Annotated in this window: 25 protein-coding genes and 1 tRNA gene; 5 read left to right on the top strand and 21 right to left on the bottom strand. The window is 36.5% G+C overall.

Annotated features, from left to right (window positions below):
• Window positions 1-15 precede the first annotated feature (15 nt).
• Window positions 16-990 (bottom strand): phosphate acetyltransferase, encoded by a 975-nt coding sequence (pta, locus tag GSM_RS00700; RefSeq protein WP_003688084.1) that lies wholly within the window; start codon window positions 988-990, stop codon window positions 16-18.
• Window positions 991-1008: 18 nt separating this feature from the next.
• Window positions 1009-1692, bottom strand: a complete 684-nt coding sequence (locus GSM_RS00695) for a uracil-DNA glycosylase (protein ID WP_003688086.1) — start codon at window positions 1690-1692, stop codon at window positions 1009-1011.
• Between the two features lie 165 nt (window positions 1693-1857).
• On the opposite strand from GSM_RS00695, the gene GSM_RS00690 reads away from it, so the two are divergent.
• From GSM_RS00690 to GSM_RS00680, 3 genes are read left to right on the top strand one after another with little or no spacing between them, the layout of a single operon-like run.
• Window positions 1858-2724, top strand: coding sequence for a Cof-type HAD-IIB family hydrolase (locus GSM_RS00690; protein ID WP_003688088.1), 867 nt, complete (start codon window positions 1858-1860; stop codon window positions 2722-2724).
• A 41-nt stretch (window positions 2725-2765) separates the two neighbouring features.
• Window positions 2766-3281, top strand: a complete 516-nt coding sequence (locus tag GSM_RS00685; protein WP_034541702.1) for an LURP-one-related/scramblase family protein — start codon at window positions 2766-2768, stop codon at window positions 3279-3281.
• An 18-nt stretch (window positions 3282-3299) separates the two neighbouring features.
• Window positions 3300-3878, top strand: a complete 579-nt coding sequence (locus tag GSM_RS00680) for a GNAT family N-acetyltransferase (RefSeq protein ID WP_003688091.1) — start codon at window positions 3300-3302, stop codon at window positions 3876-3878.
• 147 nt (window positions 3879-4025) lie between these two features.
• On the opposite strand, the gene GSM_RS13775 is transcribed toward GSM_RS00680, so the two are convergent.
• From GSM_RS13775 to rpoN, 11 genes are all read right to left on the bottom strand, one after another.
• Entirely contained in the window at window positions 4026-5192 is a 1167-nt protein-coding gene (locus GSM_RS13775) for a 2-isopropylmalate synthase (RefSeq protein WP_003688093.1), read from the bottom strand.
• A gap of 469 nt (window positions 5193-5661) precedes the next feature.
• Window positions 5662-6807 carry a 3D domain-containing protein gene (locus GSM_RS00670; RefSeq protein WP_003688095.1) on the bottom strand — a complete coding sequence of 382 codons (1146 nt, stop codon included), beginning with the start codon at window positions 6805-6807 and terminating at the stop codon, window positions 5662-5664.
• A gap of 470 nt (window positions 6808-7277) precedes the next feature.
• Window positions 7278-7745, bottom strand: a complete 468-nt coding sequence (smpB, locus tag GSM_RS00665) for an SsrA-binding protein SmpB (RefSeq protein ID WP_003688097.1) — start codon at window positions 7743-7745, stop codon at window positions 7278-7280.
• 25 nt (window positions 7746-7770) lie between these two features.
• Complete coding sequence (gene rnr / locus GSM_RS00660; protein WP_003688099.1) at window positions 7771-10116, bottom strand: ribonuclease R; 2346 nt, start codon at window positions 10114-10116, stop codon at window positions 7771-7773.
• Window positions 10117-10221: 105 nt separating this feature from the next.
• A complete protein-coding gene (secG, locus tag GSM_RS00655) occupies window positions 10222-10458 on the bottom strand; it encodes a preprotein translocase subunit SecG (protein ID WP_003688101.1) in 237 nt (78 codons plus the stop codon).
• 351 nt (window positions 10459-10809) lie between these two features.
• A complete protein-coding gene (gene eno, locus GSM_RS00650) occupies window positions 10810-12135 on the bottom strand; it encodes a phosphopyruvate hydratase (RefSeq protein WP_003688102.1) in 1326 nt (441 codons plus the stop codon).
• Between the two features lie 104 nt (window positions 12136-12239).
• A complete protein-coding gene (tpiA, locus tag GSM_RS00645) occupies window positions 12240-12995 on the bottom strand; it encodes a triose-phosphate isomerase (protein WP_003688104.1) in 756 nt (251 codons plus the stop codon).
• 33 nt (window positions 12996-13028) lie between these two features.
• The gene (locus GSM_RS00640) at window positions 13029-14219 is read right to left on the bottom strand and encodes a phosphoglycerate kinase (RefSeq protein ID WP_003688106.1); all 1191 of its coding nucleotides are present in this window, start codon (window positions 14217-14219) and stop codon (window positions 13029-13031) included.
• Window positions 14220-14321: 102 nt separating this feature from the next.
• On the bottom strand, window positions 14322-15335 hold the full coding sequence (gene gap / locus GSM_RS00635; RefSeq protein ID WP_003688108.1) for a type I glyceraldehyde-3-phosphate dehydrogenase: 1014 nt from the start codon (window positions 15333-15335) through the stop codon (window positions 14322-14324).
• Window positions 15336-15395: 60 nt separating this feature from the next.
• Entirely contained in the window at window positions 15396-16424 is a 1029-nt protein-coding gene (locus GSM_RS00630; RefSeq protein WP_003688110.1) for a sugar-binding transcriptional regulator, read from the bottom strand.
• 323 nt (window positions 16425-16747) lie between these two features.
• Window positions 16748-18064: an RNA polymerase factor sigma-54 gene (gene rpoN / locus GSM_RS00625; protein WP_003688112.1), complete on the bottom strand. Its 1317-nt coding sequence runs from the start codon at window positions 18062-18064 to the stop codon at window positions 16748-16750.
• 65 nt (window positions 18065-18129) lie between these two features.
• On the opposite strand from rpoN, the gene GSM_RS00620 reads away from it, so the two are divergent.
• Together GSM_RS00620 and GSM_RS00615 are read left to right on the top strand one after the other, a co-directional pair.
• Window positions 18130-18201 (top strand) — tRNA-Arg (locus GSM_RS00620).
• Between the two features lie 287 nt (window positions 18202-18488).
• A complete protein-coding gene (locus tag GSM_RS00615; RefSeq protein WP_003688114.1) occupies window positions 18489-18983 on the top strand; it encodes a hypothetical protein in 495 nt (164 codons plus the stop codon).
• Between the two features lie 21 nt (window positions 18984-19004).
• On the opposite strand, the gene GSM_RS00610 is transcribed toward GSM_RS00615, so the two are convergent.
• The 8 genes from GSM_RS00610 to GSM_RS00570 all read right to left on the bottom strand — a co-directional run bounded on the left by GSM_RS00610 (window position 19005) and on the right by GSM_RS00570 (window position 26006).
• Complete coding sequence (locus tag GSM_RS00610; RefSeq protein WP_003688116.1) at window positions 19005-19391, bottom strand: hypothetical protein; 387 nt, start codon at window positions 19389-19391, stop codon at window positions 19005-19007.
• Between the two features lie 315 nt (window positions 19392-19706).
• Window positions 19707-19976 carry a head-tail connector protein gene (locus GSM_RS00605; protein ID WP_003688118.1) on the bottom strand — a complete coding sequence of 90 codons (270 nt, stop codon included), beginning with the start codon at window positions 19974-19976 and terminating at the stop codon, window positions 19707-19709.
• Between the two features lie 81 nt (window positions 19977-20057).
• Window positions 20058-21563, bottom strand: a complete 1506-nt coding sequence (locus tag GSM_RS00600) for a phage major capsid protein (RefSeq protein ID WP_003688120.1) — start codon at window positions 21561-21563, stop codon at window positions 20058-20060.
• Window positions 21535-22656 (bottom strand): phage portal protein, encoded by a 1122-nt coding sequence (locus tag GSM_RS00595; RefSeq protein WP_003688121.1) that lies wholly within the window; start codon window positions 22654-22656, stop codon window positions 21535-21537. The genes GSM_RS00600 and GSM_RS00595 overlap by 29 nt, the downstream gene beginning before the upstream one ends.
• A gap of 151 nt (window positions 22657-22807) precedes the next feature.
• The gene (locus tag GSM_RS00585; RefSeq protein WP_003688123.1) at window positions 22808-24502 is read right to left on the bottom strand and encodes a terminase large subunit; all 1695 of its coding nucleotides are present in this window, start codon (window positions 24500-24502) and stop codon (window positions 22808-22810) included.
• Complete coding sequence (locus GSM_RS00580; protein ID WP_010077674.1) at window positions 24499-24972, bottom strand: phage terminase small subunit P27 family; 474 nt, start codon at window positions 24970-24972, stop codon at window positions 24499-24501. The genes GSM_RS00585 and GSM_RS00580 overlap by 4 nt, the downstream gene beginning before the upstream one ends.
• A gap of 262 nt (window positions 24973-25234) precedes the next feature.
• Complete coding sequence (locus tag GSM_RS00575) at window positions 25235-25612, bottom strand: DUF8602 domain-containing protein (protein WP_003688126.1); 378 nt, start codon at window positions 25610-25612, stop codon at window positions 25235-25237.
• A gap of 49 nt (window positions 25613-25661) precedes the next feature.
• The gene (locus GSM_RS00570) at window positions 25662-26006 is read right to left on the bottom strand and encodes a phage head closure protein (protein ID WP_235720323.1); all 345 of its coding nucleotides are present in this window, start codon (window positions 26004-26006) and stop codon (window positions 25662-25664) included.
• Between the last annotated feature and the right edge of the window lie 37 nt (window positions 26007-26043).

The following is a 26043-nucleotide window of genomic DNA, read 5'->3' as shown; positions in this document are numbered from 1 at the left end:
CTCTATTATTTCTTCCTATAAAATTGCCTGTAGTGCAGTAATAATTGCCACTTTGTATACATCATCTTCATTAGCACCACGTGATAAATCAGATATTGGTTTGTTCAACCCTTGTAAGATCGGTCCGACTGCTTCAAAACCGCCTAATCTCTGTGCTATCTTGTATCCAATATTCCCTGATTGTAACTCTGGAAATACAAATACATTTGCTTTACCTGCAACTTCAGAGTCTGGCGCCTTTTTGGCCGCAACAGATTCTAAAAACGCTGCATCAAATTGCAGCTCTCCATCAATCTGCTCACCGGGTGCCAACTCTTTTGCCAATGCGGTTGCCTTTGCCACCTTGGTTACCTCATCAGATTTAGCTGAACCCTTTGTTGAAAAGCTCAGCATAGCAACTTTAGGATCAATGTCAAAGAGTCTTGCAGTCTGCACGCTCTCAACCGCAATTTCCGCTAACTCTTGTTCATTTGGATTAATATTAATAGCACAATCGGCAAATAAATATTTCTCGCTCCCTCTTGTCATTACAAAAGCACCACTTGTTCTTGTGGTTCCAGGTTTAGTCTTAATAATCTGTAAAGCTGGTCTAACCGTATCACCAGTTGGATGAACAGCACCAGAAACAAGTCCATCGGCCACTCCCATATAAACAAGCATTGTTCCAAAGTAATTAACATCTTTCAGCATTTTTCTTGCTTGTTCTGGTGTGTTTTTTCCCTTTCTTCTGTCAACGAAAGCTGAAACCATTTCTTCAAATTTGTCGTTTGAATAAGAAGTTAGATCTATTATAGACATTTTCTTTGGTAACTTGTCGGTTCCTGCCAGTTTCTTCACTTCATCTTCGTTACCAAGAACCACACTGCTGATTAAGCCGTCCTCAGCTAATCTCACCGCAGCCCTAACAATTCTTACATCATTTCCTTCAGGAAAAACTATTTTTTTATTCTTACCTTTAATCTTTCCAACTAAACCTTCAAATAATTCCATAATTAACCCTCCACTTTACTAATTTATTTTTTCTGGCAATTGCCAATCAATCGGTTTCTCCCCCATAGCAATGAGTGCCGTGTTTGTCTTAGAGAACGGTCTTGATCCGAAGAATCCCCTGTGTGCGGAAAAAGGGCTCGGGTGCGCTGAAGTTAAAATAACATTCTTCTTTTGATCAATTAATTGAATCTTATCCTGTGCCGCTTTCCCCCAGAGTATAAAAACAACAGGTTGTTTTCTTTCTGATAAACTTTGGATTGCCTTATCAGTCAATAATTCCCATCCCTTGCCTTGATGAGAAAATGCTTGCCCATCTCTCACAGTTAAAACCGTATTCAACAACAACACTCCTTGTTTTGCCCATTTCTCAAGATAACCGTGATTAACTGGTTTAATTCCCAAATCACTTTCAAGTTCTTTATAAATATTTTGGAGGGATGGTGGAACCTTAACTCCCGGTAAAACTGAGAAACTGCAGCCATGTGCCTGATGGGATCCATGATATGGATCTTGCCCCAATATACAGACTTTGACTTTAGAAAAAGGAGTCCATTCAAATGCTTGGAAAATATGATACATATCTGGATGAATTTCTTGATTTGCATACTCCTTCTTTAAAAAACTATGTAAATTCTGATAATAGTCTTTTTCAAATTCAGGTCCTAAAATTTCCTGCCAGTCATTATTAATAAGCGTTTTCATTTGCGACACCTCGCATCCATTTTATCATATTTGATCTTAAAAATAATAATTTTACTTGGTTTTTTATTGATTATATTTTAAAAAAAACTAACTCACTAAAAAAAAACATTATTCATGGTAAAATGATTGTAAAATCGAATTGAATTTATTAATGGGGGAAAAAGTATGATACAAATTATTGCTTCCGATATGGATGGGACTTTATTAAATGATCATATGGTTATTTCGAAAAGAAATGCCGATGCAATCAAAGCTGCACAAAAAGCCGGTGTCCACTTTGTGGTTTCTTCAGGACGCGGGTATACAGAAATCAAACCCTTAATTGAAGAAGCGGGCATTACTTGCCCAATGATTACACTGAATGGTGCCCAAGTATTTGACGAGAAGGGCAACCTCCTGAGCTCTGCTGCGATTAACGATACCCTTGCAAGTAACATTTTATATTTGTTGAAGAAAAAAGGGTTATATTTTGAAATCGTTACATCGGCAGGTATTTACTCTGACAGCAAAACAAATCGTATTGAAAACTTTGCTGAGTTATTAACAAAAGTCAGTCCAGAGACACCATACAAATTAGCAGTTTCTATGGCTGCTGCTCGCTTTGAGCTAATGAATGTTAATTACACTGATGATTATTTGAAAATTATTGAAGACCCATCATTAAAGGTTTATAAATTCGTTACATTCAGTAATGAAGGACCTAAAAAACTAGATCCAATCAGAGAAGAATTAAAACAATTTGCTTCTCTTGTTGTTACTTCATCCTCAAGTTCTAATATTGAAATCAATCATGTCAATGCACAAAAGGGGGCAGCCCTTCAAGCATTTGCAGATCTGATGAATGTTCCTATGGATAATGTGATGGCTATCGGTGACAATAACAATGACATGTCGATGCTAAAGGTTGCAGGTGTTAGTTATGCGATGGGTAACGCAATCACTGAAGTAAAACAGACTGCTAAACGCTTGACAAAAAACAATACCGAAGATGGTGTTGGGATAGCTATCGAAGAAGTCTTGAAAGAAAAATGATTGTATTTGCCTATTTACCCAAACTCAAAGGAGGTTTTGAATTGCGTAACTTGTATGCCCACAGATATCGCCTTAGCACTCAAGGTGCAACTAAAATCGTGGATGAAAATTCAAAAGCAATCTACCTTGTTGTTGGCAATTGGGGCAGACATCAGGATGTTTTATCAGTATATGCAATCTCTGGTGAGTTATTGGCACAAATCAAACAACGGGGTTTCGGAATTTTCCCCAAGTTTGACCTTTTTCTCAATGACAAAAAAGTTGGGTCCCTGCGACGGATTAACTTCGGCAATAAGGATCTGATTCTTATAAAGGGACTGAATTGGGTTGTAACGGGTAATATCATTAAGTTTGTTTATAGGATTTATCATAAACAAACTTTGATAATGTCATTGCAAGAAGTCATGTTACCTTCAGGTAAATTCCTAGAGTTAGCAATCAATAATGAAACCAATGAACCTCTCTGCCTGTCTATTGTTGCAATTTTAGATTATTTTGCCAGTTCATCTCAAAAAAAGCGACGCGCTCATTATCAATTCCAAGTCAAATATGATTAAATTCTAAAGGAGAAAAATTTGTTAATTAGAAAAGCGACAAAAAAGGATTCTAGTGCAATTGTTTCCTTATTTAATATTATCATTGATGAAATGGACTTGGATGTAATCAAGTCATTAGATCGCTCTAAGCTAGACATTGTGTTTCAAAAATCATTTGAAACACAAGAATTTCTAACAGACTGGGCTCAAACGACAGTTGCAGTTGAAAATGATAAAGTAGTGGGTTTTCTGTATGGATACTCTTTTGAAAATGAAAAGAAAATCAATAAATTAATGCATTCCTTCTTACAAGATGCTGGTTTATCTCCTTCAATTGTAATTTTTTCCGATCCTGAAGCGTTCCCAAATGAATGGTACTTAAATTCAATTGCTGTTGATCCAGAGTATCAAGGACACGGAATTGGGAGTAAATTATTGGAAACGGCATCTATTGTGGCTGCAAAGCAAAATAAGAACAAACTTGGCTTGAATGTTGATTGGGAAAACCCGCGTGCAGAAGCTTTGTATTATAGTTATGGTTTTAGAAATGTTGGTCTAACAATATTGGGTGACCATAATTACAATCATCTCCAGAAAAATGTAAAAAATAATTTATAATTAGTGAACTAAATTTTACATGTGCTATAGTATGGAACACATCTATCCAGAAGGGGTTAGGTCAACTTTTAACTTTTGACCTAACCCCTTTGATTTCTAAAGTTTGCCTACACCTTCATTTTTTAGCTTATTACTATCGAAATAACCTCATTTTTTGTTCGAAACCACTTGGATTTCATCCATCATTTGAACTAAGTCTTTATCAGAAACAATTGCTTGATTATCAGCAATTGATTTAAATTTAGCAAAGATATCTTTCGTAATATCTTTATCTATCTCATATCCCAGCTCCTCCAACTTAACAATCACAGCATGGGAACCAGATAATTTTCCCAGTGGTATTGATGAGTGAGCAACCCCTACACTCTGTGGAGTTAAAATTTCGTATGTCGCATGATACTTCAAAAAACCATCTTGATGAATTCCAGACTCATGTGAAAAAGCATTCGTCCCTGTGATAGGTTTATTATTAGGAATTTGCATTTTTGATTTTTGACTAACCATTTTAGCAGTTTCAAAAGTCTTATCTAAGCAAACATTTGTTTTTACTTGATAAAAGTCCTTCCGAACCATCAACGTAGCAGCAACCTCTTCAAGTGCAGTATTTCCAGCACGTTCTCCTATGCCATTAATTGTTCCTTCGACCCTAGTCGCACCATGACGAATCGCGGCCAATGCATTGGCCGTAGCCATTCCCAGATCATTATGACAGTGTACCGAGAATGTTACCTCATCAAATTCAGGAATATTATCCTTTAAATAATCAAATAACTCACCAATTTCTTCTGGATTCGTATAACCAGTGGTATCAGGAATATTAATTACATCAGCTCCTGCAAAGATTGCTGTACGAATTGCTTTAACCAAAAAGTCCCATTCAGTTCTGGTAGCATCTTCCGGAGAAAATTCAACATGTTCAAATTCTCGATGGGCGTAACTAACGCAGTCTTGAATTGTTTTAATCACTTCCTCCCTAGTCATATGTAACTTTGCTTCTCGATGAATTGGACTTGTAGCAATAAATACGTGAATCTGTCCATTAGGAGTATCACCTAAAGCTTCAATCACAGCATCAATATCCTTTCTTACGCAGCGTGCAAGCCCTGTTACTTTACAACCAGTTATTTCTTGACCAATTTTTCTGACAGACATGAAATCATTTTTTGATGCCACCGGAAATCCCGCCTCAATTACATCTACACCCCATTCGACCAATTGCTTAGCTATGTTTATCTTATCCTCAATCGAGAAATTAACACCTATTGTCTGCTCACCATCACGTAATGTTGTATCAAAAAATTGTATTCTTTCCATTTTTATACCCTCCTAGTTTATAATAAAAAACTTGTAATAAAAAACGTCCCATTCATTAAGAATGGGACGTTCGTCTGCCGCTCAAGCCCCATTCTAACCACAAATAGGACTCGACATATTGTCAGAGTCCTCCATCATAGTAGTAGGGCGAATTCAATTACGTAGTTATTCGATTGAATGCTCATACAAAGGACTCCTTTCATTTGATATTCACATAGTAAACCATTTTAATTAAAAGGTCAACAACTAATTTTATTTAATTAAAATAACCTTTTTACTATGTTTTTCAAATTATTCTTGTTCGTCTAACTTTTTTAAAGTGAAGAATCGCCTATAGCACATGTTTATTCAGAAACAACTAGAGGAACTTGATCAAATATTAACCCTTGATCAAGTCCCTCTAACATCAAATTTTATTTTTCTGTCACATTTGTCTAGTAAAGACAAAAATTTAATCTATTTGCTAATACTAATCCAATATCTTAACTGTAACTGTTCTTCTTCCCCAACTCTGAGCTTGACTAACCGTTGAAAAATGTACATCAATAATGTTTCCTTTAATTGCACCACCTGTATCTCCAGCTACCGTGACACCATATCCAGAAACCCAAACAATACTTCCTAATGGAATAACACTAGGATCTACAGCTATACAACTTGGATGTTGACTTAAATTGACTCCTGTTGCACTATAAGAACTCAACCCACTCTGAGCTGTTGAATAACCTGTTGATTGCATAACAAGTGTTTTCGAACTGCTACTTGTTGTCGTCGCAGCTACATTAGTAGTAGTAGCAGTTGTCGAGCTAGCGGAACTCGCTGTCGAAGCACTAGATGCTGTTGAACTTGAGTTAGAAGACACTACTGCAGAACTTGATGTAGCCGCCTGTTGCGAGCTGCCGCTTGCTTGTTGTGCAGACTGTGTACTTGCAGTGCTAACCTTTGCAGCTAATGCTTCTTTTGCAGCACTTTCCTTTGCCCACGAAACCTTGTTAGCAAGAGTTGCTACTGTAGCTTGATTATTCTTGACCAACTGTTTCAAAGAATTCAGTGAAGCATTCATCTGATCCTTCTTCAGTGCCAAATCTTTTGCCTGTGTGTCGAGACTTGCTTGATACGTTAGCAATTGCTTACGATCATTCGCAATTGTATTAACACTCTGCTTAACAGCATCTAAGCTATCATTATAAACAGACTGCAAACGAGTTAATGCTATAACATTACCTAACCACTGAGATAGATTACTAGAATTTTCCAAAACTTGAAGGGTATCATTTGTCCCTTCTCTTAACTGGAGTTCTCTCAACCTAGCTTTAGCATCCGTAATACGCTTTTGCTTCTCCGCTTTTGCTGTTGCAAGCTTTTGCTTAACTGATGCAATATTAGCGGAAGTATCCTTCTTTTTTTCATTTAACTGCTGAATTTCTTGATACACCTGATTAACAGCGGTAATCTTTTTAGACAACCGATCATTATTTGTATCTAATTTTTTTTGAGCAACACTCTGCTGTCCTTGTAAATCGTTGACAGTATCAGCAGAGACCCCGCTTGCCATGGTCGTCATTACAAGTGCTATTAGTAATATGTACTTCGTGCCGACCCCAATTATTTTCATAAGAATTAACCCCTTTACCAATGAATATTATACGCAATCAGTTAATTTCATTGGTTGCAAGTATCTTACAAAATATTACTTATTTGTTTCATTATTACCTATTTCTTAAGAATTGTAATAAAAAAATACACTACACAGTATCATCTCACATAGTACAATAACAAAAACAGTGCTATTTTTACAAAAAGAAGAGTAGCGTCCAAAACAATAAGATTTATTTTTTATACTAAATTATGACTTATCAACATGTTTATTTGGAATCAACAAAAAAACCAGATCAAAATTTAACTTTCAATCCAGTCCCTTGATCCTTAATTATCTTATTCACAAATTACGCATACTACTTATCGAAATTACTTTTCCTCTAGTCATACATTACACAGCTTTCACAGCTGAAAACCTGAATTATCAATTCAATCGTTAATACAAAAAAGGTCAGCACAAGCGAGATGCCTAATTATTTATTTGTTTTAACCATAATTCTTCAAAGTTCGCTGAATCTGCCGCTCTTGGTCCTTACGCTTAATAGACTCTCTCTTATCGTAATCTTTCTTTCCTTTGCCTACACCCAACAAAACTTTTGCAAATCCGCTTTTTATATAGACCTTTAAAGGTACTAAAGTTATCCCCTTATCCGAAGTCATTTTACCTAAATCGGCAATCTGTTTTTTATGGAGTAACAGTTTACGATTCCTAAGCGGGTCATGATTGAACTGATTTCCTTGTTCATATGGAGAAATATGAACATTCATCAACCAGACCTCTCCGTTATGAACTTGTGCAAATCCATCTTTAAGATTTATCCGTCGTGCACGGACTGATTTGATTTCTGTTCCAGTCAAAACAATTCCAGCCTCAACCGTATCAATTATTGCATAGTCATGGCTTGCCTTCTTATTTTGAGCCAATGGAGGATTCTCATGTCTTTTCTTTACCATTACGAACGCCTCCTAAACTTAGTTATCAGTGTCTCTTTCTTAATTTGTCCTTAAAAGGATGATATCCATGTTGTTTTTCTCTGCTTTTTGAGTGTCCTTTTTTGCTGTCATACTTGTGATTTCCTTGATACTTTCTATCACCATTACCTCTTCTGGAATCGTTACCGCCAGCTTTGACCAATAAATCTGTCTTAGGAGCATCCTCTGGGTTTAAAAGTGTAAAGTCAATTTCTTTTTGATCAACATTGACATTGACTAACTTAACTCTTATTGGTTGCCCAATTCGATAGGTTCTCTTGGTATGACGGCCAACTAAAACCATATGCTTATCCAAATACTCATAGTAATCATCTTTCATCTCACTAATATGGATAAGTCCTTCAACTGTATTAGGCAAACCGACAAACATCCCAAATTTTGTTACAGAACTAACAACTGCATCAAATTCTTCACCTACATGATCAGCCATATATTCAGCCTTCTTCATCGCATCTGTGTCACGCTCTGCATCAATTGCTCGACGTTCCATCTGTGAACTATGAAGAGCTATTTCAGGAATTTCTTGCTTATACTTTTCCTTCGTTTCATCATTAATTCCATTTTGTTCATAAAAACGAATTAAACGATGAACCAAAAGATCAGGATATCTTCTGATTGGAGACGTAAAATGTGTATAATCATCCGCTCCAAGACCAAAGTGACCCAAAGGTTGATCAGAATATTTTGCTTGTTGCATCGACCGTAATAACATTGTCGAAACCATTGCTTCTTCAGGTTTACCTGCAACCTTTTTCAAAATTGTCTGTAACATCTTAGGCTTTACGTCATTGCTGCTGCCCGATGTCTCAATCCCCAAACTTGATAATGCTTCAAAAAATGACAGCATTTTTTCCGCTTTGGGAGTTTCATGAATACGATAGATAAACGGAACGCGCAAATGATTAAAGTGTTCAGCAATTGTTTCATTTGCCGCAAGCATAAATGATTCGACTATTCTCTCACTAATACCACGTTCACGCAGTTGAATGTCGATTGGATGGCCCTTTTCATCGACAATAATCTTTGCCTCAGTGTCTTCAAATTCAATTGCACCACGTCTTTTTCTCATCTTGAGCAAAATTTTATGAAGTTCATTCATTGTTTCAAACATTGGAACGAGTTCTTCATAACGTGCCATCGTTTTTTCATCATGCGATTCAAGAATTTTATTAATTGCAACATAAGTCATTCTTTCTGTTGTTTTAATAACACTCGGGAAAATCTTGTGATTTAGCACATTGCCTTCAGAATCGATTTCCATTTCACAACTCATCGCTAAGCGCTCTACTTTGGGATTCAAAGAACAAATTCCATTTGATAACTTATGAGGAAGCATTGGAATTACACGATCCGTTAAGTAGACTGAAGTTCCTCTATTAAGGGCTTCATCATTCAATGCCGTCCCTACTCTTACATAATGAGATACATCTGCAATATGTACGCCTAGGTGATAATTGCCGTTATCCATTTTCCATGCAGTAACTGCATCGTCAAGGTCTTTTGATTCAATACTATCAATTGTAACCAGATCTTGGTCAGTTAAATCGACTCTTCCTTTGCGCTCTTCATCAGTTACGTGGTCAGGAATCTGTTCAACCTCAGCCATAACTTCATCAGGAAAATGAGTGGGGATGTCATGTTGATAAACAATCTGTAAAATATCAATTCCTGGATCATTGACATTTCCGATTACCTTTACAGCAATCCCCTTAAGAATTCCTGGAAGATGTGCATCTGGATAAGCAGTAATATCTGCCAAAATTACTTCTCCAGGAACAGGGTTTAATCCCTTATCTTCAACCAAAAAAGTATAATGCGATAATTTACGGTCCTTTAGCTTAACTGTTCCAATAATTCCCTCAGGATATCCTTCTCCATCATCTGTCACAAATTCACCGACTACTTGCTCGATGGCATGCTTAATAATGCCGATTACTTTACCCTCAGGACCTCTACCTGTTCTTTCATCAGCTTTTCTGAGCATGATAACTTCAACTTCATCGCCATTCAACGCCGCCATTGTTTGCGTTGGATTGATGAAAAAGTCTGGAGTATCAACATCTACAGTTACAAAACCAAAGCCACGATCATTAGCATGAAAAACCCCAACAAATTTTGGAAGAGAATCATCCTTTGCAATTGTAAACGCTCCATTTTGATTAAGTGTAACTTCCTTGTCATGTTCTAATTGTGCCAATGCTTGCACAACAAACTTAAACTGAACAGCTGTTGTCATAGCAATAGCTTCAGCCAATTCCTGAACTTGAAAATCACGATCTGGTGATTCTCTTAATTTTTTTAGTATCTTTTCCTTAATAATATTATTTTCCATTAATTTCCTCGTTTACTTACTTGATTATCCATTAAGAGCTGTTCTTAATCTAAAAAAAAAGTAAATCCCCCCTGCACAGAATTAAGCAGAAGACCTTACTTTTTATCAATGCGATGAAATATAAACCAAAGCCAATGAAAGAATAAAGAAGATGACTCCTAGTACAGCCGTTACCTTCTGCATAAACGCCTCAAATCCCCGAGGCTTTTGCTTGCTGAACAAATCGGCAGCTCCACCCGATAAAGCAGAAGCTGCATTATCATTCTTCGCAGGTTGCATCATTACCGCAATAATAATTAATACTGAAACAATCATCAAAATAGTTAAAATTAAATTGTACAAGCTCATACCCCCTTACTCCATAGGTAATCTACATCTATTATAATGTAGCATAAATAATCTTTTATTTCCAGTCAGTTTTAACACTTATACACCAAGATTTATTTTATGAAATAATGGTCTCAACCAATATGTCAAAAACTAATTTACTCTTTAACGCTCATCTGCAATATACATTTTAAAATTTTGCAAGTCAACTCATTGAGAAATGTCTTTCCTTTGCTATAAAAAATAACAAGGCTGTCACAAATCATTCGATTTGTAGCAGCCTTGTTGCTAATCATTGTAATTTCTGTCAATTTATTTATCTATTACTAAGTCAAAACTGACAATCTAAACTACACTTTTATTTAATTATTTGCCTTCAATTTCTTGACGAGCTTGTTCACTCAAATTATAGAATGATTGGATTCCTTTGTATTGAGCTACACTTTCACTCAATTGGTCTTCAATTCTCATCAATTGGTTGTATTTAGCAATACGATCTGTACGGCTCATTGAACCAGTCTTGATTTGACCGGCATTTGTAGCAACAACTAAATCAGCAATTGTTGTATCTTCAGTTTCACCTGAACGATGAGAAACGATAGCTGTATATCCAGCTTCTTTAGCCATCTCAATTGCTTCAACAGTTTCTGTCAATGTACCAATTTGGTTAACTTTGATAAGGATTGAGTTTGCAGCCCCCATCTTGATACCTTTCTTCAAGTATTCTGTGTTTGTAACAAAGAAGTCATCACCAACAAGTTGAACTTTCTTGCCTAACTTGCTAGTAATTGTCTTCCAGTCATCCCAGTTGTTTTCATCAATAGGATCTTCAATTGAGATAATTGGGTACTTGTCAACTAAGCCTTCAAGATAGTTGATGAATTCTTCTGTAGAGAATTCTTCACCTGTTGACCAGCGTAACTTATACTTACCAGTTTCGCCATCCCAAAGTTCTGATGAAGCAACATCAATTGCGATTGCAACTTCACTACCTGGTTTGTAACCAGCAGCTTCAATAGCTTCGATCAAGAACTTCAATGGTTCTTCATTATTTTCAAAGTCAGGAGCAAATCCACCTTCATCACCAACAGAAGTTACCTTACCAGCTTTAGCAAGTAATTTTTGTAAGTTATGGAAAGTTTCTGAACCCATACGGATTGCTTCCTTAACTGTTTTTGCACCAACAGGCATGATCATAAATTCTTGGAAATCAACCTTGTTGTCAGAGTGAGCTCCACCATTGATAACGTTCATCATTGGTGTTGGAAGAACATGAGCATTGAAACCACCCAAGTAGTTATAAAGAGGTACTTGTAACTCATCTGCAGCAGCACGTGCAGCAGCAATTGATACAGCCAAAATAGCATTTGCGCCTAATTTACCTTTGTTAGGTGTACCATCTAAAGCAATCATAGCCTTATCAATAGCAACTTGATCTGTAACTTCGTAACCAACAATTTCTTTTGCAATAATGTCGTTAACATTAGCAACAGCTTTTTCTACACCTTTGCCCATGTAGCGTGACTTGTCACCATCACGTAATTCAACAGCTTCATGTTCACCAGTAGATGCACCAGAAGGAACGATTCCACGGCCAAAAGCACCTGCTTCTGTATAAACTTCTGCTTCAACTGTTGGGTTACCACGTGAATCTAAGACTTCGCGTGCATAGATCTCTGTAATACTAGACATAATATACTCTCCTTTGAGTTTTAGATTGGCTTGAGTTTCTCGCCCAAACCTATTTTAAAGGTTTTCTTAACGACTTTCAATTGTTAGCCGCAAAAAAACATCAACTATTTGTTAAAGTTAACCAATGCCAAATATGATTCGGGAACTAATGATGCACCACCAACAAGTCCGCCATCAATATTTTCTTTGCTCATAAGATCCTTAACATTAGCAGGTTTTACAGAACCACCATACTGGATGCGAACCTTGTCAGCAACAGTTTCATCATAAAGTTTTGCGACTGTCTTACGAACAACTGCACAAATCTCTTCAGCTTGGTCTGATGAAGCTGTTTTACCAGTTCCAATAGCCCAAATTGGTTCATATGCAATTACAGAACTTGCAACCTGATCACCAGAAAGATCTTTCAATGCAGCAGTTACTTGTCCAGCAACCCATTCTTCAGCTTTACCGGCTTCACGAGTTTCAAGAGATTCACCACAACAAATAATTGGTAAAAGACCATTCTTGAAGATTGCATGAGCTTTCTTGTTAATGTCTTCATCAGTTTCGTGGAAATAATCACGACGCTCTGAATGACCAATAACTACATAGTCTACGCCCATTTCTTTAAGAACTTTGGGAGAGGTTTCACCAGTAAATGCACCCTCATCTTCAAAGTAGCAATTTTCAGCAGCAACTTTAAGTTCAGAACCCTTTGCAGCTTCCAAAAGTGCTGGAAGATCGACAGCTGGTGCAGCAATCACTGATTCAACCTTGCTTGTAGCTGGCAAGTCATTCTTTACAGCTTTAACAAATTCAGCAGTTTGTTCTGGATTCATGTTCATTTTCCAGTTACCTGCAATAATTGGTGTACGCACTTATATCATCCTTTCAATTTTGCCTATTATAAACTATTTATCTGAAACAGCAGCAATTCCAGGAAGTGTCTTACCTTCGAGATATTCGAGGGAAGCTCCACCACCAGTTGAGATATGCGTTAATTGGTCAGCTACACCTAATTGTTGAACAGCAGCAGTTGAATCACCACCACCAACAATTGTTGTAGCATCACTAAGTGTACCCAAGAACTTACCAATTTCGAGAGTTCCTTCAGCATAGTTGCTCATTTCGAACACACCCATAGGTCCATTCCAAACAACTGTCTTAGCATCTTTTAAAACATCTTTGAACAGAGCAATTGACTTAGGTCCAATATCAAGTGCCATGTATCCAGCAGGAATGTCGCCATCAACAGTCTTGTTAGGTACATCATTATCGAATTTTTCAGCGACAACTGAATCAACCGGCAACACTAATTTGTCTCCAGCTTTTTCAATAATTTCTTTAGCAAGATCAATTTTATCAGATTCAACCAATGAGTTACCAATGCTCATGCCTTTAGCAGCATAAAATGTATAAGTCATACCACCACCGATAATAACCTTATCAGCCTTTGAAAGAAGGTGATCAATAACACCAATTTTATCTGAAACCTTTGCACCACCCAAAATGGCAACAAATGGACGAACCGGAGTATCAACGGCATTACCTAAGAATTTGATTTCTTTTTCAAGCAAGAACCCTGCAGCAGCTTGATCCATGTTACTTGCAATTCCTACATTAGAAGCGTGTGAACGATGAGCTGTACCGAAAGCATCATTTACAAACAGGTCACCAAGTGATGCCCAATATTTACCCAATTCAGGATCATTCTTAGATTCCTTTTTACCGTCTAAGTCTTCAAAACGTGTATTTTCAACCAACAAAATATCGCCATTGTTCATCTTGTTAATTGCTTCTTCAAGTTGTGCACCACGAGTTGTTGGCACAAATGTAACAGGTTTTTTAATCAAATCAGCTAATTTTTCAGCAACTGGGCGAAGTGATAATTCCTTCTTGTCTTCTTCAGTTTTAACACGACCAAGATGTGAAAACAGAATAGCTTTACCACCATTTTCAACAATATATTTAATTGTTGGTAAAGCGGCAACGATACGATTATCATTTCCGATAACACCGTTTTTAATAGGAACATTAAAGTCAACACGAATTAAAACTTTTTTACCCGTAACATCTAAATCAGAAACAGTTAGTTTAGCCATGAATTGTAATCCTCCATTTTTTTAAAATAAAAAGCGAAGAGAGTTATGCCTCCCCCCGCCTCAATGAACTAAATCATTTAAAAACTTAGCGTCAGCTAAATCTTAAAGCATGCTAGCAAATTTTTCCAAAGTACGGATCATTTGTGCTGTAAAACCAGATTCGTTATCGTACCATGCAACAGTCTTAACAACTTGGCCTTCACCTGAACCAACAACTTGTGTTTGAGTTGGGTCAAATACTGAACCAAATGTTGTACCGATGATATCTGATGAAACGATTCCGTCTCCGTTGTAACCGAATGATTCGTTACCATCTGTAACTTTCTTAACAGCTGCATTAACTTCGTCAACAGTTACTTCTTTGTCAAGAGTTGTAACTAATTCTGTTAATGAACCTGTAATAACTGGAACACGTTGTGCATGTCCATCTAACTTACCCTTCACTTCAGGAACAACTAAACCAAGAGCTTTAGCAGCACCAGTTGAATGAGGAATTGTGTTAGCAGCAGCAGCACGAGCGTTACGAACATTACCACCACGATCTGGACCATCTTGTAATTTTTGTGTAGCTGTGTAAGCATGGATTGTTGTCATAGTACCAGCTTTAATACCAAAAGCATCATTCATAGCTTTTGCTAAAGGAGCTAAACAGTTTGTAGTACATGAAGCAGCAGAAACAATCTTGTCATCATTTGTCAATGTGTCATCGTTAACACTGTAAACAATTGTCTTCATCTTGCCAGCTGGTGCTGAGATAAGGACACGCTTTGCGCCTGCTTCGATATGTGCAGATGCCTTTTCTTCTGATGTGTAGAAACCTGTTGATTCAAGAACTAAATCAACACCATCATTCTTAACCCAAGGAATGTTGCGTGCGTCTGCTTCTGCGTATACAGGAATTTCTTTGCCATTAACAACAAGTGCATTGTCTGTAGCAGAGATTTCAGCATCGAATTGACCATGAGCTGTATCATACTTCAATAAATGTGCCAACATAGCTGGAGATGTCAAATCGTTGATAGCAACAACTTCCAAGCTTTCTGAAGTCTCAGCAATACGGCGGAATGCCAAACGGCCAATACGGCCAAAACCATTAATACCTACTTTAGTAGTCATACTAAAATTTCCTCCTTTAGGAAATAAAAAATTTATTTTAAAAAGTGTGTTGGTTAAACACTACTCTTTTAAAATCAAGTTTGCTGCTCCCTCGTCAGTAATCAGACAAGTTTGTTTAGGAGCATGTCTCATGTATGCCGCAATAGCTTTAGCCTTTGAAGCACCGCCAGCAACCGCAAGCACACATTTCTTATCGGTGAGATCCTCTAATTGCAATCCAATTCTTGGAATCTTATACACCACATTACCTAGCTCATCAAAAAAATAACCGAAAGCCTCTCCAACTGCATGCTTTTTTTTCAACATTTCAATCACAGAAACAGGCATATCTCTTCTTTTAGCCATCCGAATAGCATCTCCCACACTATGAATAACAGCATCACTATTTCGAATTAACCCAATTACCTTTTGAATTGCTGGTTCTTTGAGTAAAGGTTCAAATGCCTCCTCACTCAACTGTTCAGGTACATACAACGCACGATGCTGTCCACCAGTATGTATCGCCATTTGTGAACTAACTGTATTGGCTTGGATATCAACAGCCTCTCCTACACCACCTCTGGCAGGTACGAAAAGCAATTCACGATTTTCGCCAACTCTTTTCGTGAGAGCCTTTGCAATAGCCGCCATCGTAATTCCTCCCATAACAGCAATCACATTCTTGCCGCTCGGTAAAATAGCAACTAATGATTCATCAACAAGCTTACCCATTTCTTCTATAACTCTTGGTTGCTCATCAGAATTACCTGCTACAATCAGACATTTTTCAATGCCTAATTTCTTCGAAAGCTCAACTTCTTGGTGCCTTATATCTGCGAACTGATCCATCAACCCTCGAAGGCCCTGAATAACATCCTGACCCTTTCCAGTAATAATCATGCCAGACCTAGTTGAAGCAATCAAGCCCTGTCCGCGCAAAAAATCAGTCTCGGTCCTAAGTACCCGTTCTGTTAAACCAAATTCTTGCGAAAGAACTCTCCTACCAATCGGCCCCATCCAAGAGATATAACGTAATATCATGAACCGTTGCACCATGGTTTCCACCATGTCGGGAGCAATCTTTTCAATCCATTCAAACTCCTGATGCATCATAGTTACCTTCCTAATGGGACCAATATTGTCCAATGGTGTCGCTAAGCGACCCAGCTAGTCAAAAAACAAAAGTACAACAACAATTTCTCTCTAATTAATTGTTCTCATACCCTCATCAACAACTGCATTATAGCAATATTTCACACCTAATGCAAGTGAGTAAGGTCTTGTTATTAATAGTCGTTAATAGCTTAATTTCATGCCAACTTTTTTCTTGATTATTCTACTATTCCGAATTTTAATGAAGAAAATTTTAAAATCTACTCCTAGTAGCGAACAATAAAATATTTTTACCTGTGTTCAAAATGCGTAAGTATGAATTAAATCTTTTTTCTTTGAGTTGAACTGCCTATCCTTAATTCCTCTCGATATTTCGCAACGGTTCTACGGGATATTTTTATCCCAACTTTCTCTAATTTCATTGCAATCTTGATATCTGACAAGGGCTTTTGCTGATTTTCAGCCGCCACAATCACAGTTATATGTTTTTTTATCGTATCAACAGAAATATCTTGTTCCATACTGTTCACAGGCCGCCTAAAGAAATATTTTAGTTCATACACTCCCGAATCACACCTTAAATACTTGCCATTAACCGCACGACTAATGGTAGACTCGTGTAAATTCAACTTTTGAGCTACATCTCTTAATAGAAACGGCTTCAACTGTCTGTCACCATTTTCGAAAAACTCATGCTGACGTTCAATTATAACCTCTGCCACTCTGACAATTGTTTCTGCACGCAATTCAATATCTCTGATAAGCTCTTGAAAGTCTTTTTGCTTTTCCTTCAAAAATTTTTTTACTTCAGTTTCATTTGCCGTTGCAAATTTATTATAGTAATCTTGCTTGAAAACAACTAGTGGCTTTGTTTTCTTAGTTGGCTTAATACTAAAGTCAGACGTTCCAGAAATCTTTTTTATTATCAAATCAGGATAAACATACCCAACATTTTCTTGTTCAAAAGCTGCACCTGGTGCTGGAGTCAGACGTTTAATAAATTCAACAACACTCAAAACCTTTTCTCTGTCTATAGATAGATCAGCTGCAATTTTATCCCAGTCTTGCTCAACTAGACTTTCAAACTCATTTTCAATAATTAGTTGCGCCTCAATGGGAGCATTTTCAATATTTTGGATTTGCAGGAGCAAACACTCTTTCAAAGAACGTGCACCAACACCAGGTGGGTCTAGTTGCTGCAATAAAGTCATTGCGTCCATCATCGTAATATATTCAACACCGGTTTTTCTAATCAATCCCTCTAAGTCAACTTTTAAATATCCATTCTCATCAAGTTGCCCAATTAGATAAATGACCCAGCTCCTAAGATTTGTTTTTCTCATAGTCAAATGGACCTGTGATAGTAGATAATCATAAAGAGACTGACTTTTATTATTCATAACCATATCCAACTGACTCACTTTTGCATTTGATAGGTCAGTTGAATTACCCGTGTAATTCATTGTTTCCTTGATGGAAACAAAAGGATTATCCAATTGTTTTTGTTTCAAATACTTCGCAAGGTCTTCAGTACTATAACGCAGTATCTGGATCGACTGCTGCATTTGTTGCGTCATGGCAAATTTTTGAATCTGCTTTTGAATCTGCCCATATCCATAACTTTGATTGTGGGGCATAAAATTTCACCTATCTTTTCAACTTGTAAATTTGAATTCTTTCTTGTAGAATAGTATGAGTAATTGCGCCGCTAGTGTAATGGATCGCACGCAAGATTCCGGTTCTTGTAATGTGGGTTCGACTCCCACGTGGCGCATGGATAGTTTATATCGGTTATCATATATCGTCAAAAGTCTTGAAAATCAAGGCTTTTTTATTTTTGTCTTTTCAATAGTTTTAACGTATTTTCAAAAAATGTGAGTCAATAGTGAGTCAAGAAAACACTTTCTTTTATGCATATATACTAACATTTTATTCAAAAAAATCCTAATAAATTTAATTGGCTGTTACTCAATCGAGTAGCAGTTTTTTGCATAATAAATGACATTTTTTTTGATAAAGTTATATAATTACAAATATGTCAATACATTGGAGGTGAAAATTATGAAACTAGTTGAATGTCAGGCATTTGAATACGCCCTAGGGCTTACCAAGGAATTACTTGTAGCAAGACAAATTTCTTTTGAAACCCCTAAAATAGTATGGAAACTTAACGATAGATTTTTAATTGGTAATACACTTCGCTATAAAGAACATTTTGTTCTCTCTTACCCAAAATATTCTCAAGGTGAATTAGATGAACATCCTATCTATATTAGTGAAATTGAGAAATCATTCTTGCAATTAGTCAGAAACACGTGGTTTACAAAATTTGACACTCCATTTGGTGTACCGATTGCTTTGAAGCAAAGTAACGTTCTACTCTTCGACCTCACTATAAAGTTAGTAAGTGACCTAAAACTTTCTGGTCATGATCCTATTGGTAAAAAGCTATTTAATGTATCGTCTATGGAAAGCAAATTAGCATTACCTTTTATAGATATAAAAGATACAGATGTTTTAGAACCAGTTAGTCTAATTACTGTTAATTCTAAATAATTTTTTTGTTACAAAAAAGCACTAGCCTTTATAGCCAGTGCTTTTTTCACCAGTATATCCTCCCACAAACTTTTCAAGTGCTTTGTTCTTCATGTAATTAAACTTACTTCTTGATACTCCCCACATGTGGCAACAGTCCTCCACTGAATATCGCTTATTAATAATGTACTCATTAAGGATAAAACTATAACGTGGATCCTCTACAGCCTTTAGAGCGTCCTCAACTTGTTTAATTTGATAAGCTAGATCAACGTGATTGACCATGCTTTTTTCGGTGCCATTCCCATATGAATGACTTGGCATACCACTTATTACTGGACTAGATACTTGACTAAACGCCCTTATATCACGTTTAAGTCTTGCATACTCTTTTAATATGTTTCTTATATGTTTTATTTCTTGTTTCATAGGAATCACCTTTCAGCAATTCCAGATATATGTAAGGAGGGTGGGCATTTCAGCCCACCACATTATGAATAAAAAAGCACTAATTAACGACACATTGAAACTATATCCTATGCCTTAAAACCCAAATACCAGCCTACAATCGAATTAATTGAAGTCATAAGCTGCGCATCACTCACACCTCAAACCGGCGCATATATTGAATATTTTTCGACACAAATCAGTGGACGAATCTTTTATTTTGTCAATTGTAGGCTTTCCCTACACCTATATTATAAGACTTTTTTCAATAAAATACAAACATACGTTCGCATAAAACTACTCTATTAGCCCTCTTAACTGTTGAATCATTGACACAACCTGATACGGTGTATTCTTCATGTCCGTTGCTCTGTTCTGATACCAAAATTGAGTTAGTAAGCTGACTGCAAACCAATACTGGTTATACGCTTCAAGTTGTTCCTCTGTGGCTGAAACCGCAGTTTGAATGTAGTTTGAAGCACTATCTATATATTGTTGAATCATATCATCATCGTCTGAAACTTCTATCCTAAGACTTGCCTTAATATCTGCTGGTGTTATTGCCATATTCTCACCTCCTAAATTCTTTAGTTATATGTATAAAAAGGGTGGCCGAATTTTCAGCCACCCCCTAAAATTACTTATATGTTATTTTGCTGGTGCGCTAAGTGAAATATTTATTACTGCATCTTTAGAAATTACTTCGTAATCGTTTCGAACGATAACGGATAGACCTTGACTGAATTGGTCGAACTTATCCCATTGTGCTGTTACTTGGTTACGTCTAAATACTGCTACCGCTTGACTAATATCTCCACAAAGCACAGGGAATGAACCATCTGAATTATTAGCAAGCACTTTGTCGCTAATTAATGCAACTGGTGCACCTAACAAGCTAAATCCACTTGGTGCAGTTGGGTTTGGTTGTAACAGATAACGACCCTCGGAATCTTTCAAGGTATCAAGGTAATTAAATCCTGATTGGTTAACAATGAACATCTTATCTAACGCTGGGTCTAACGTTACATTAAAGACTTTCTTCAAATCATCTACACCCGTTGCGGTTGCCTTAGCAAAGTTTGAACCAGTAAGCAGCGTCATAATTTGAGAATTATCAGTATTATCAACTAACTGTTGTAACTGGTTTTTAACTTCACCAACAATATCAACTTCTGCATCTTCGACAACTTCATTAGATAGTGCAATCTTACCAGCACGTGTTTTTACATCAAAGGGAACATCAGCAAACATATTTGCGTCAACATCTGCAATATCTGCAAGTTCTTCCTTAGTTGCTAAAACTGCGGTTTGCTGACTTGTTGCGATTGGATAGTGACCTGAACCAGTAGAAACTTGTTTAACCGTTGCATATTGTGCAAGGTTGTATTTTGATTGTTTTAACTGAAATACTGGTGTGATAATTTCTTCTGGAATAACTGCAGCCGCTCCTGATGTTGTAATTCCATCACGTAATTCACCACGTGAACGAATATAATCTTCAAATGAACGTGTTTCTGTCTGCTTTTCTGGATCAATAATTGTTTTCTTTGTCATAGTATCATCTTCCTTTTCTTTATTGATAAATTTTTCATAACTACGTGTATCTACTTGAACATTGGTATCGTCATATGCTGGTACAGCGACAACGGAAACATCAAACAAACTCTTAACTGCATTAATCGTTCTTGTAATGTTTCCATCATCATCTTTTGTCCATGTATCTGTACCATCATTCACTTCAAAACCAAAACTGCATGAATCAACATTGCCAGCCGTCACTTGCTCATAAACATCATTTGCATAGGTCGTATTTGGCAACGTGGCTTTAAAATGAAGTCCTTTATCATCTGTTTCAAGTTCCAACGTGCCAGCTTTAACGCTTGCTAAAACTTGGCTATAATCATGGTTATTCAGCATTAAAACATCTGATAAATCCACTCCATCAAGTGCCTGCGGTGTAACTACTTCTGTAAATCCGCCTAAATCTTTACTTGGTGAGTTCCACACAATCGCATAGCCTGAAATAACTTTACCTTGTGGGTCTGCGTCATTTTGCGCACCCCCTTGTTCAGGTTGTTCTTGTTCTGGTGTTTCTGCTTGTGGTTGATCTGCTCTAAGTTCAGCTTCAACCGTTAATCTTCTGTCCTGTTTCACTATTCTCAGCTCCATTCTTATTAATATTTACAAATATATTGCCATCGTCTGTTACTGGAAGATCTAGTTTATCTCGTGCCTCATTTCTGGTTAAAACTCCGCCAGAATAACCAGCAGCAGCCATTGTTTGTTGGTCTTGTGGGTCTAAACTAAGCAATTTATCAGTATTGAAATTAAATGTTTTATCTAACTTGAAAGCTAACTCACTTGTAAAGCAATCAAAATAATGCTGCAAAGTGCCTTTAAGATATTGAATATTACTTTGCTCGGTGTTTGAGTGCTCATTCTCTAACCCTAACCGTTCAACTGGTAACTGAAATGCCTTAGCAATTTGTCTAGTTGTCCAGTCATTAGAGTTAACCAGTTTTAAAACATCAGTATTAATTTGTAAATTTGAAACGTCCATACCATCATCAACCACAACGGAATTAAGTGAGTTATTTCCTGTTGTTGCTTCATCAAATTTCTTCCTAATGTTTTCCTTAGCATCTTTCCCCAAATCTGATTGGTGGACTTTCACAATTGTTGTGCCATGAACTCCCTGATTAAAGAAACCTGTTAACAATTTGTTTCCAGCAGACTGAATATTTTGTTCATCTTTTAATGAATACAATGGACTAATACCAGTAACTCCATCTCTAGTGAAATACTTGAAATGAAGTATGCTGACAGGCTCAATCTGCTGCTTAGTTCGTCCATCAGGTGAGTAAGTATATGTTAAGACTCCACTCACATCATCTTGTTCAACGACCATTTTGTTATTGGGTATGAATTTAAGTTGATTGCCTGGTAAAATCTGTGCAAATGAATTACCATTCAGCAACATGTTTACCGCTAAAGCATATTTAAAGTGATAACCGTCCATAATACTATTTGGCTTTGAGTTAATCATCTTATCTATTGCATCAGTACCACATAAGATTGGATTACTTGCGATATCACTCGCAATGATATTAATTGCTGCGAATATATCGGAATTTTTTAGTACGCTGGCACTTACAAATGTATTTGTATCGTCACTCGATAAACTTACCAAAGCATCTAAAAACGGATCTTGTGTTGTGCTTGTGGTCTTGGTTGTAAAAAAACTCAATTATCCCTCACTCCTTTCATAGTTAATCAGGAATGCCAGCACAATCATCAACAACCCCGCCAACATTACTGCAATAAAAAAGCCCCATGTAAATGCCACTCCAATTATTAGAAGCAACATTCCTAGGACTAATAAAACGCCTTGAATATATTTAGAAAGAAAATTCTGCACTCGTGTAATAATCGTTTGCGTGTTGGTTCGCCTCACTTTCTTCGTAATAATCCATGCCAGCAACATAAGCATTTATTAATGCAGCGATTGGATCAATACGATTACTATTTCTTGCTTTATCAATCTGCCAGCCATTATTATCAACTTTTAAAATTGCATTATTGACTGCATAAGCTAATATCTTGTTCCCATTATGCTGAATCTTGCCATCATAAAGTTTTTCTCTGAAATCTCTAGTTGGTATATTCAAGGTCTTTGTTCCTTGTCTTACTTCAAACAGCGGATAATTAGCTTTCTCAAATTTAGTTAATAATGCATCAAAATTATATGGATCATATGCAATTGCTTTAACTCTAAAATTATATTTACCAATTATTGACTGGATATATTCAAAGACTGCATCATAATCAATAATTCCGCTCTCTAAACGTGTAATGGTACACTCTTTGGCTCTTTCCATACTGCGATAATCAATACCATCACGTTTTATCTTGCTGTCTAAGCCGTATTTAGTGCCTATCCATGAATGACTATCACAGTAAAAATGACCGTCACCAGTCGGAATTATCCAACTAACTGCGGTCAAATCATTACTTTTTGATAAATCAACACCAATATAAATATCACGATTGTTCAAATTAATACTTTTAACCTTGCCAACACTCCAATCATCTGCGCTTATATAACTATCCTCACTGGCTTGTAGCCACATATTGAAGTTCTTAACTAGAATCGGGATCATATTATTTTGCTTAATCGCCAAATCTACATCAGCTTTTATTTTTTCAGTCATTTTCTTTTTAACTTTTGGCTCGCTAAACAATGGATTAGCCTTTACCCAATTATTTTGGTCGTATACTTCTTCTCTATCGTCTAGTTCCCAGATAGCTATAAAATACCTGTCTGCCTCTGCTTTACCATTTAAAACATCATTAAGCATTTCATATTCAGCGTGCATTGGAACATTCAAATTAAGCCCTGATGTTGAAATAACTGCAAGTAAGGAATTATCTTCTTGTGCTTGCCCTGACTTTAAAACGTTATATACTTTTCTATCCTTGGCCTCATGCCATTCATCAAGAACAATAGTAGTTCCTGCAAAACCATCAAGCGTACTAGTATCACTGGCCAACGCAATCGCCTTACTACCACTTTCCAAATCTTCAATTTCTTGTTTTTGTACCTTTATTCTTTGGCGCATATATTTGGACTTCTTTCGAACCTGGTTTAAGCCACTAGAAAGCATATTGTAACCCAATTTAGCTTGTTTTAAGCCGTTAGAAACAAATAGGACTTGTCTATTCATTGCTGGGCTTTTTTCTCTTAATAAACCATTAGCAGCTACGCCACTGGCCAAATAAGTTTTACCATTTTTCCTGGCCATTGAAATAAAAGCACGATCATATCGCCTGAATCCTGTATCCTTTTCTTTCCAGCCGTATAATTCTGATATTATCCATTCTTGAAATGGTTGCATATCCAACTTACTACCATCCGTTTTTGGCAGGCTCTCGATAAATTTAACAGCTTTTGTAGCTTCTTCTTCATCATAGTAGTAATTAAATTCATCTGTCTTAGAACGCCCTAAATCACGTTTAAAACGTTCGCAAGCTAGTCTAATCTTCTTACCAACTAGAATTCTACCAGCAAGCACATCATCAACATATTTAATCATGATAGCATCGCTTCATATTCATCTTTTGGTTTATCAGACTTGGCTTTGTGCAATTCCATTCTTGCCCGACTAGATATAGTCATTCCTAAATCATTGGCGATGGCTTTCATATCTTTAATAGCTGTACTCATAATTTCAATGTATGGATTTTTCTTCTTTGACCCATTACTTTTGTTGGTTATTACTAAACCATGCTTTGTAATGTCTGTATTGCATGTCTGAACAACCGAATATAGTTTGCAGTAACTAGCTAATAAACTTCTATCAAGCTCTGATACGGGCGTATTTTGCTTTAAATAGGGCACTATCCTATTCCATTCTGTTAAGGCTCTGCCACTCAACCAATCAGGCGCATTGTTATCAAGTTCAGGATACTCAAATAAAGATTTTTCCATATCCTTACGTTGCTCAATTTCTTCATTGGTTAGATGCTTACTCATATCTGCAAGTTGTTTTACCTTTCTACCCATGCAATCAGCTCCTTTCGCTTTAAATTTATCTACAAGAAAAGCCGTTACCATTCCTAGCAACGACTACTCTTACATATATCTGAAATCAATTTATAATATCTTTATTATATCATAATGATAGCATTTTTATTGAAAAAATGCAAACAAACGTTCGATTGATAATTTTAAAAAGGGATTTTTATAAACGTTGAGGTAACTGTGTCGCTCCTTTTTGAAATTTACACGGCCCCCCATTGTTGATATATCAGCGTTTCAAAGATTTTTACTCTCGTTTTTTTCGTTCGTTTCGTGTTTTTGTATTATGATGAGAGTTACACAATGCTTGTAAGTTGCTTTCATCTAATCTTCTTGACCAATTATCCTTAACTTCCTGTACGTGATCGACAACGTCAGCTTTCCTTATTACCCCATCTTCATAACATTTCACACAAATTGGATTATTTTCCAAAAATCGTCTGCTTAATCTTCGCCATGCCGTTGATTTATAAAACTGCTGATATTTGCTCTCATTTGAGTTGTACATACGCTTATTATATCTATACTTGTTAAGTTCCTGCTTATGTTTAACACAATAGCGTTCATTAAACGGTACTAACGTTCTACAACCAGCATGATTACATTGTTTCATTGGTACACTCATTCTTATCACCCCTAATAAAAAGCGATGGCTATTACACCACCGCAATTGCTTAACCTTTCTTGCTACTCTGCTTCAATGTTACCGTATCGAACGCATTTATCTGACTATCACTATTGACTGCTGCCACATCATACAAGACACCGTTCAACTTTGCTAGTAAAGTATCATTAATACTTGGATTGTGTCTTACAACTATCGTTAATAAGTTCTGTTGGTCATTACCTAATAAAGTATATTGTTGTGTCATTGTCTGTGTATAATCACCACACCATAACTTGAACTGTGGTACAAACTCTTGCTTATAGTCGCCTGTATTATCGTCCTCAACTGACTTAACCAATCCAAACTCAACTCTTTGTTTTAATCTCGATATATCATAGTTCAGCATCATCATCACCTACTTCATAAACTAAAACATTGCAGTAAAGAAT

This window comes from Liquorilactobacillus mali KCTC 3596 = DSM 20444, from assembly GCF_000260415.1.
GTDB classification, from domain to species: domain Bacteria; phylum Bacillota; class Bacilli; order Lactobacillales; family Lactobacillaceae; genus Liquorilactobacillus; species Liquorilactobacillus mali.
Note: the sequence above shows the minus strand (reverse complement) of the source record. Positions and strands in the feature narration are given on the sequence as shown.

Bases quoted from the DNA above. Each gene is read 5' to 3' on its own strand.
- pta (WP_003688084.1), bottom strand. From the start codon at position 990: ATGGAATTATTTGAAGGTTTAGTTGGAAAGATTAAAGGTAAGAATAAA.
- GSM_RS00695 (WP_003688086.1), bottom strand. From the start codon at position 1,692: ATGAAAACGCTTATTAATAATGACTGGCAGGAAATTTTAGGACCTGAA.
- GSM_RS00690 (WP_003688088.1), top strand. From the start codon at position 1,858: ATGATACAAATTATTGCTTCCGATATGGATGGGACTTTATTAAATGAT.
- GSM_RS13775 (WP_003688093.1), bottom strand. From the start codon at position 5,192: ATGGAAAGAATACAATTTTTTGATACAACATTACGTGATGGTGAGCAG.
- GSM_RS00670 (WP_003688095.1), bottom strand. From the start codon at position 6,807: ATGAAAATAATTGGGGTCGGCACGAAGTACATATTACTAATAGCACTT.
- smpB (WP_003688097.1), bottom strand. From the start codon at position 7,745: ATGGTAAAGAAAAGACATGAGAATCCTCCATTGGCTCAAAATAAGAAG.
- rnr (WP_003688099.1), bottom strand. From the start codon at position 10,116: ATGGAAAATAATATTATTAAGGAAAAGATACTAAAAAAATTAAGAGAA.
- eno (WP_003688102.1), bottom strand. From the start codon at position 12,135: ATGTCTAGTATTACAGAGATCTATGCACGCGAAGTCTTAGATTCACGT.
- GSM_RS00640 (WP_003688106.1), bottom strand. From the start codon at position 14,219: ATGGCTAAACTAACTGTTTCTGATTTAGATGTTACGGGTAAAAAAGTT.
- gap (WP_003688108.1), bottom strand. From the start codon at position 15,335: ATGACTACTAAAGTAGGTATTAATGGTTTTGGCCGTATTGGCCGTTTG.
- GSM_RS00630 (WP_003688110.1), bottom strand. From the start codon at position 16,424: ATGCATCAGGAGTTTGAATGGATTGAAAAGATTGCTCCCGACATGGTG.
- rpoN (WP_003688112.1), bottom strand. From the start codon at position 18,064: ATGCCCCACAATCAAAGTTATGGATATGGGCAGATTCAAAAGCAGATT.
- GSM_RS00615 (WP_003688114.1), top strand. From the start codon at position 18,489: ATGAAACTAGTTGAATGTCAGGCATTTGAATACGCCCTAGGGCTTACC.
- GSM_RS00610 (WP_003688116.1), bottom strand. From the start codon at position 19,391: ATGAAACAAGAAATAAAACATATAAGAAACATATTAAAAGAGTATGCA.
- GSM_RS00605 (WP_003688118.1), bottom strand. From the start codon at position 19,976: ATGGCAATAACACCAGCAGATATTAAGGCAAGTCTTAGGATAGAAGTT.
- GSM_RS00585 (WP_003688123.1), bottom strand. From the start codon at position 24,502: ATGATTAAATATGTTGATGATGTGCTTGCTGGTAGAATTCTAGTTGGT.
- GSM_RS00580 (WP_010077674.1), bottom strand. From the start codon at position 24,972: ATGGGTAGAAAGGTAAAACAACTTGCAGATATGAGTAAGCATCTAACC.
- GSM_RS00575 (WP_003688126.1), bottom strand. From the start codon at position 25,612: ATGAGTGTACCAATGAAACAATGTAATCATGCTGGTTGTAGAACGTTA.
- GSM_RS00570 (WP_235720323.1), bottom strand. From the start codon at position 26,006: ATGATGATGCTGAACTATGATATATCGAGATTAAAACAAAGAGTTGAG.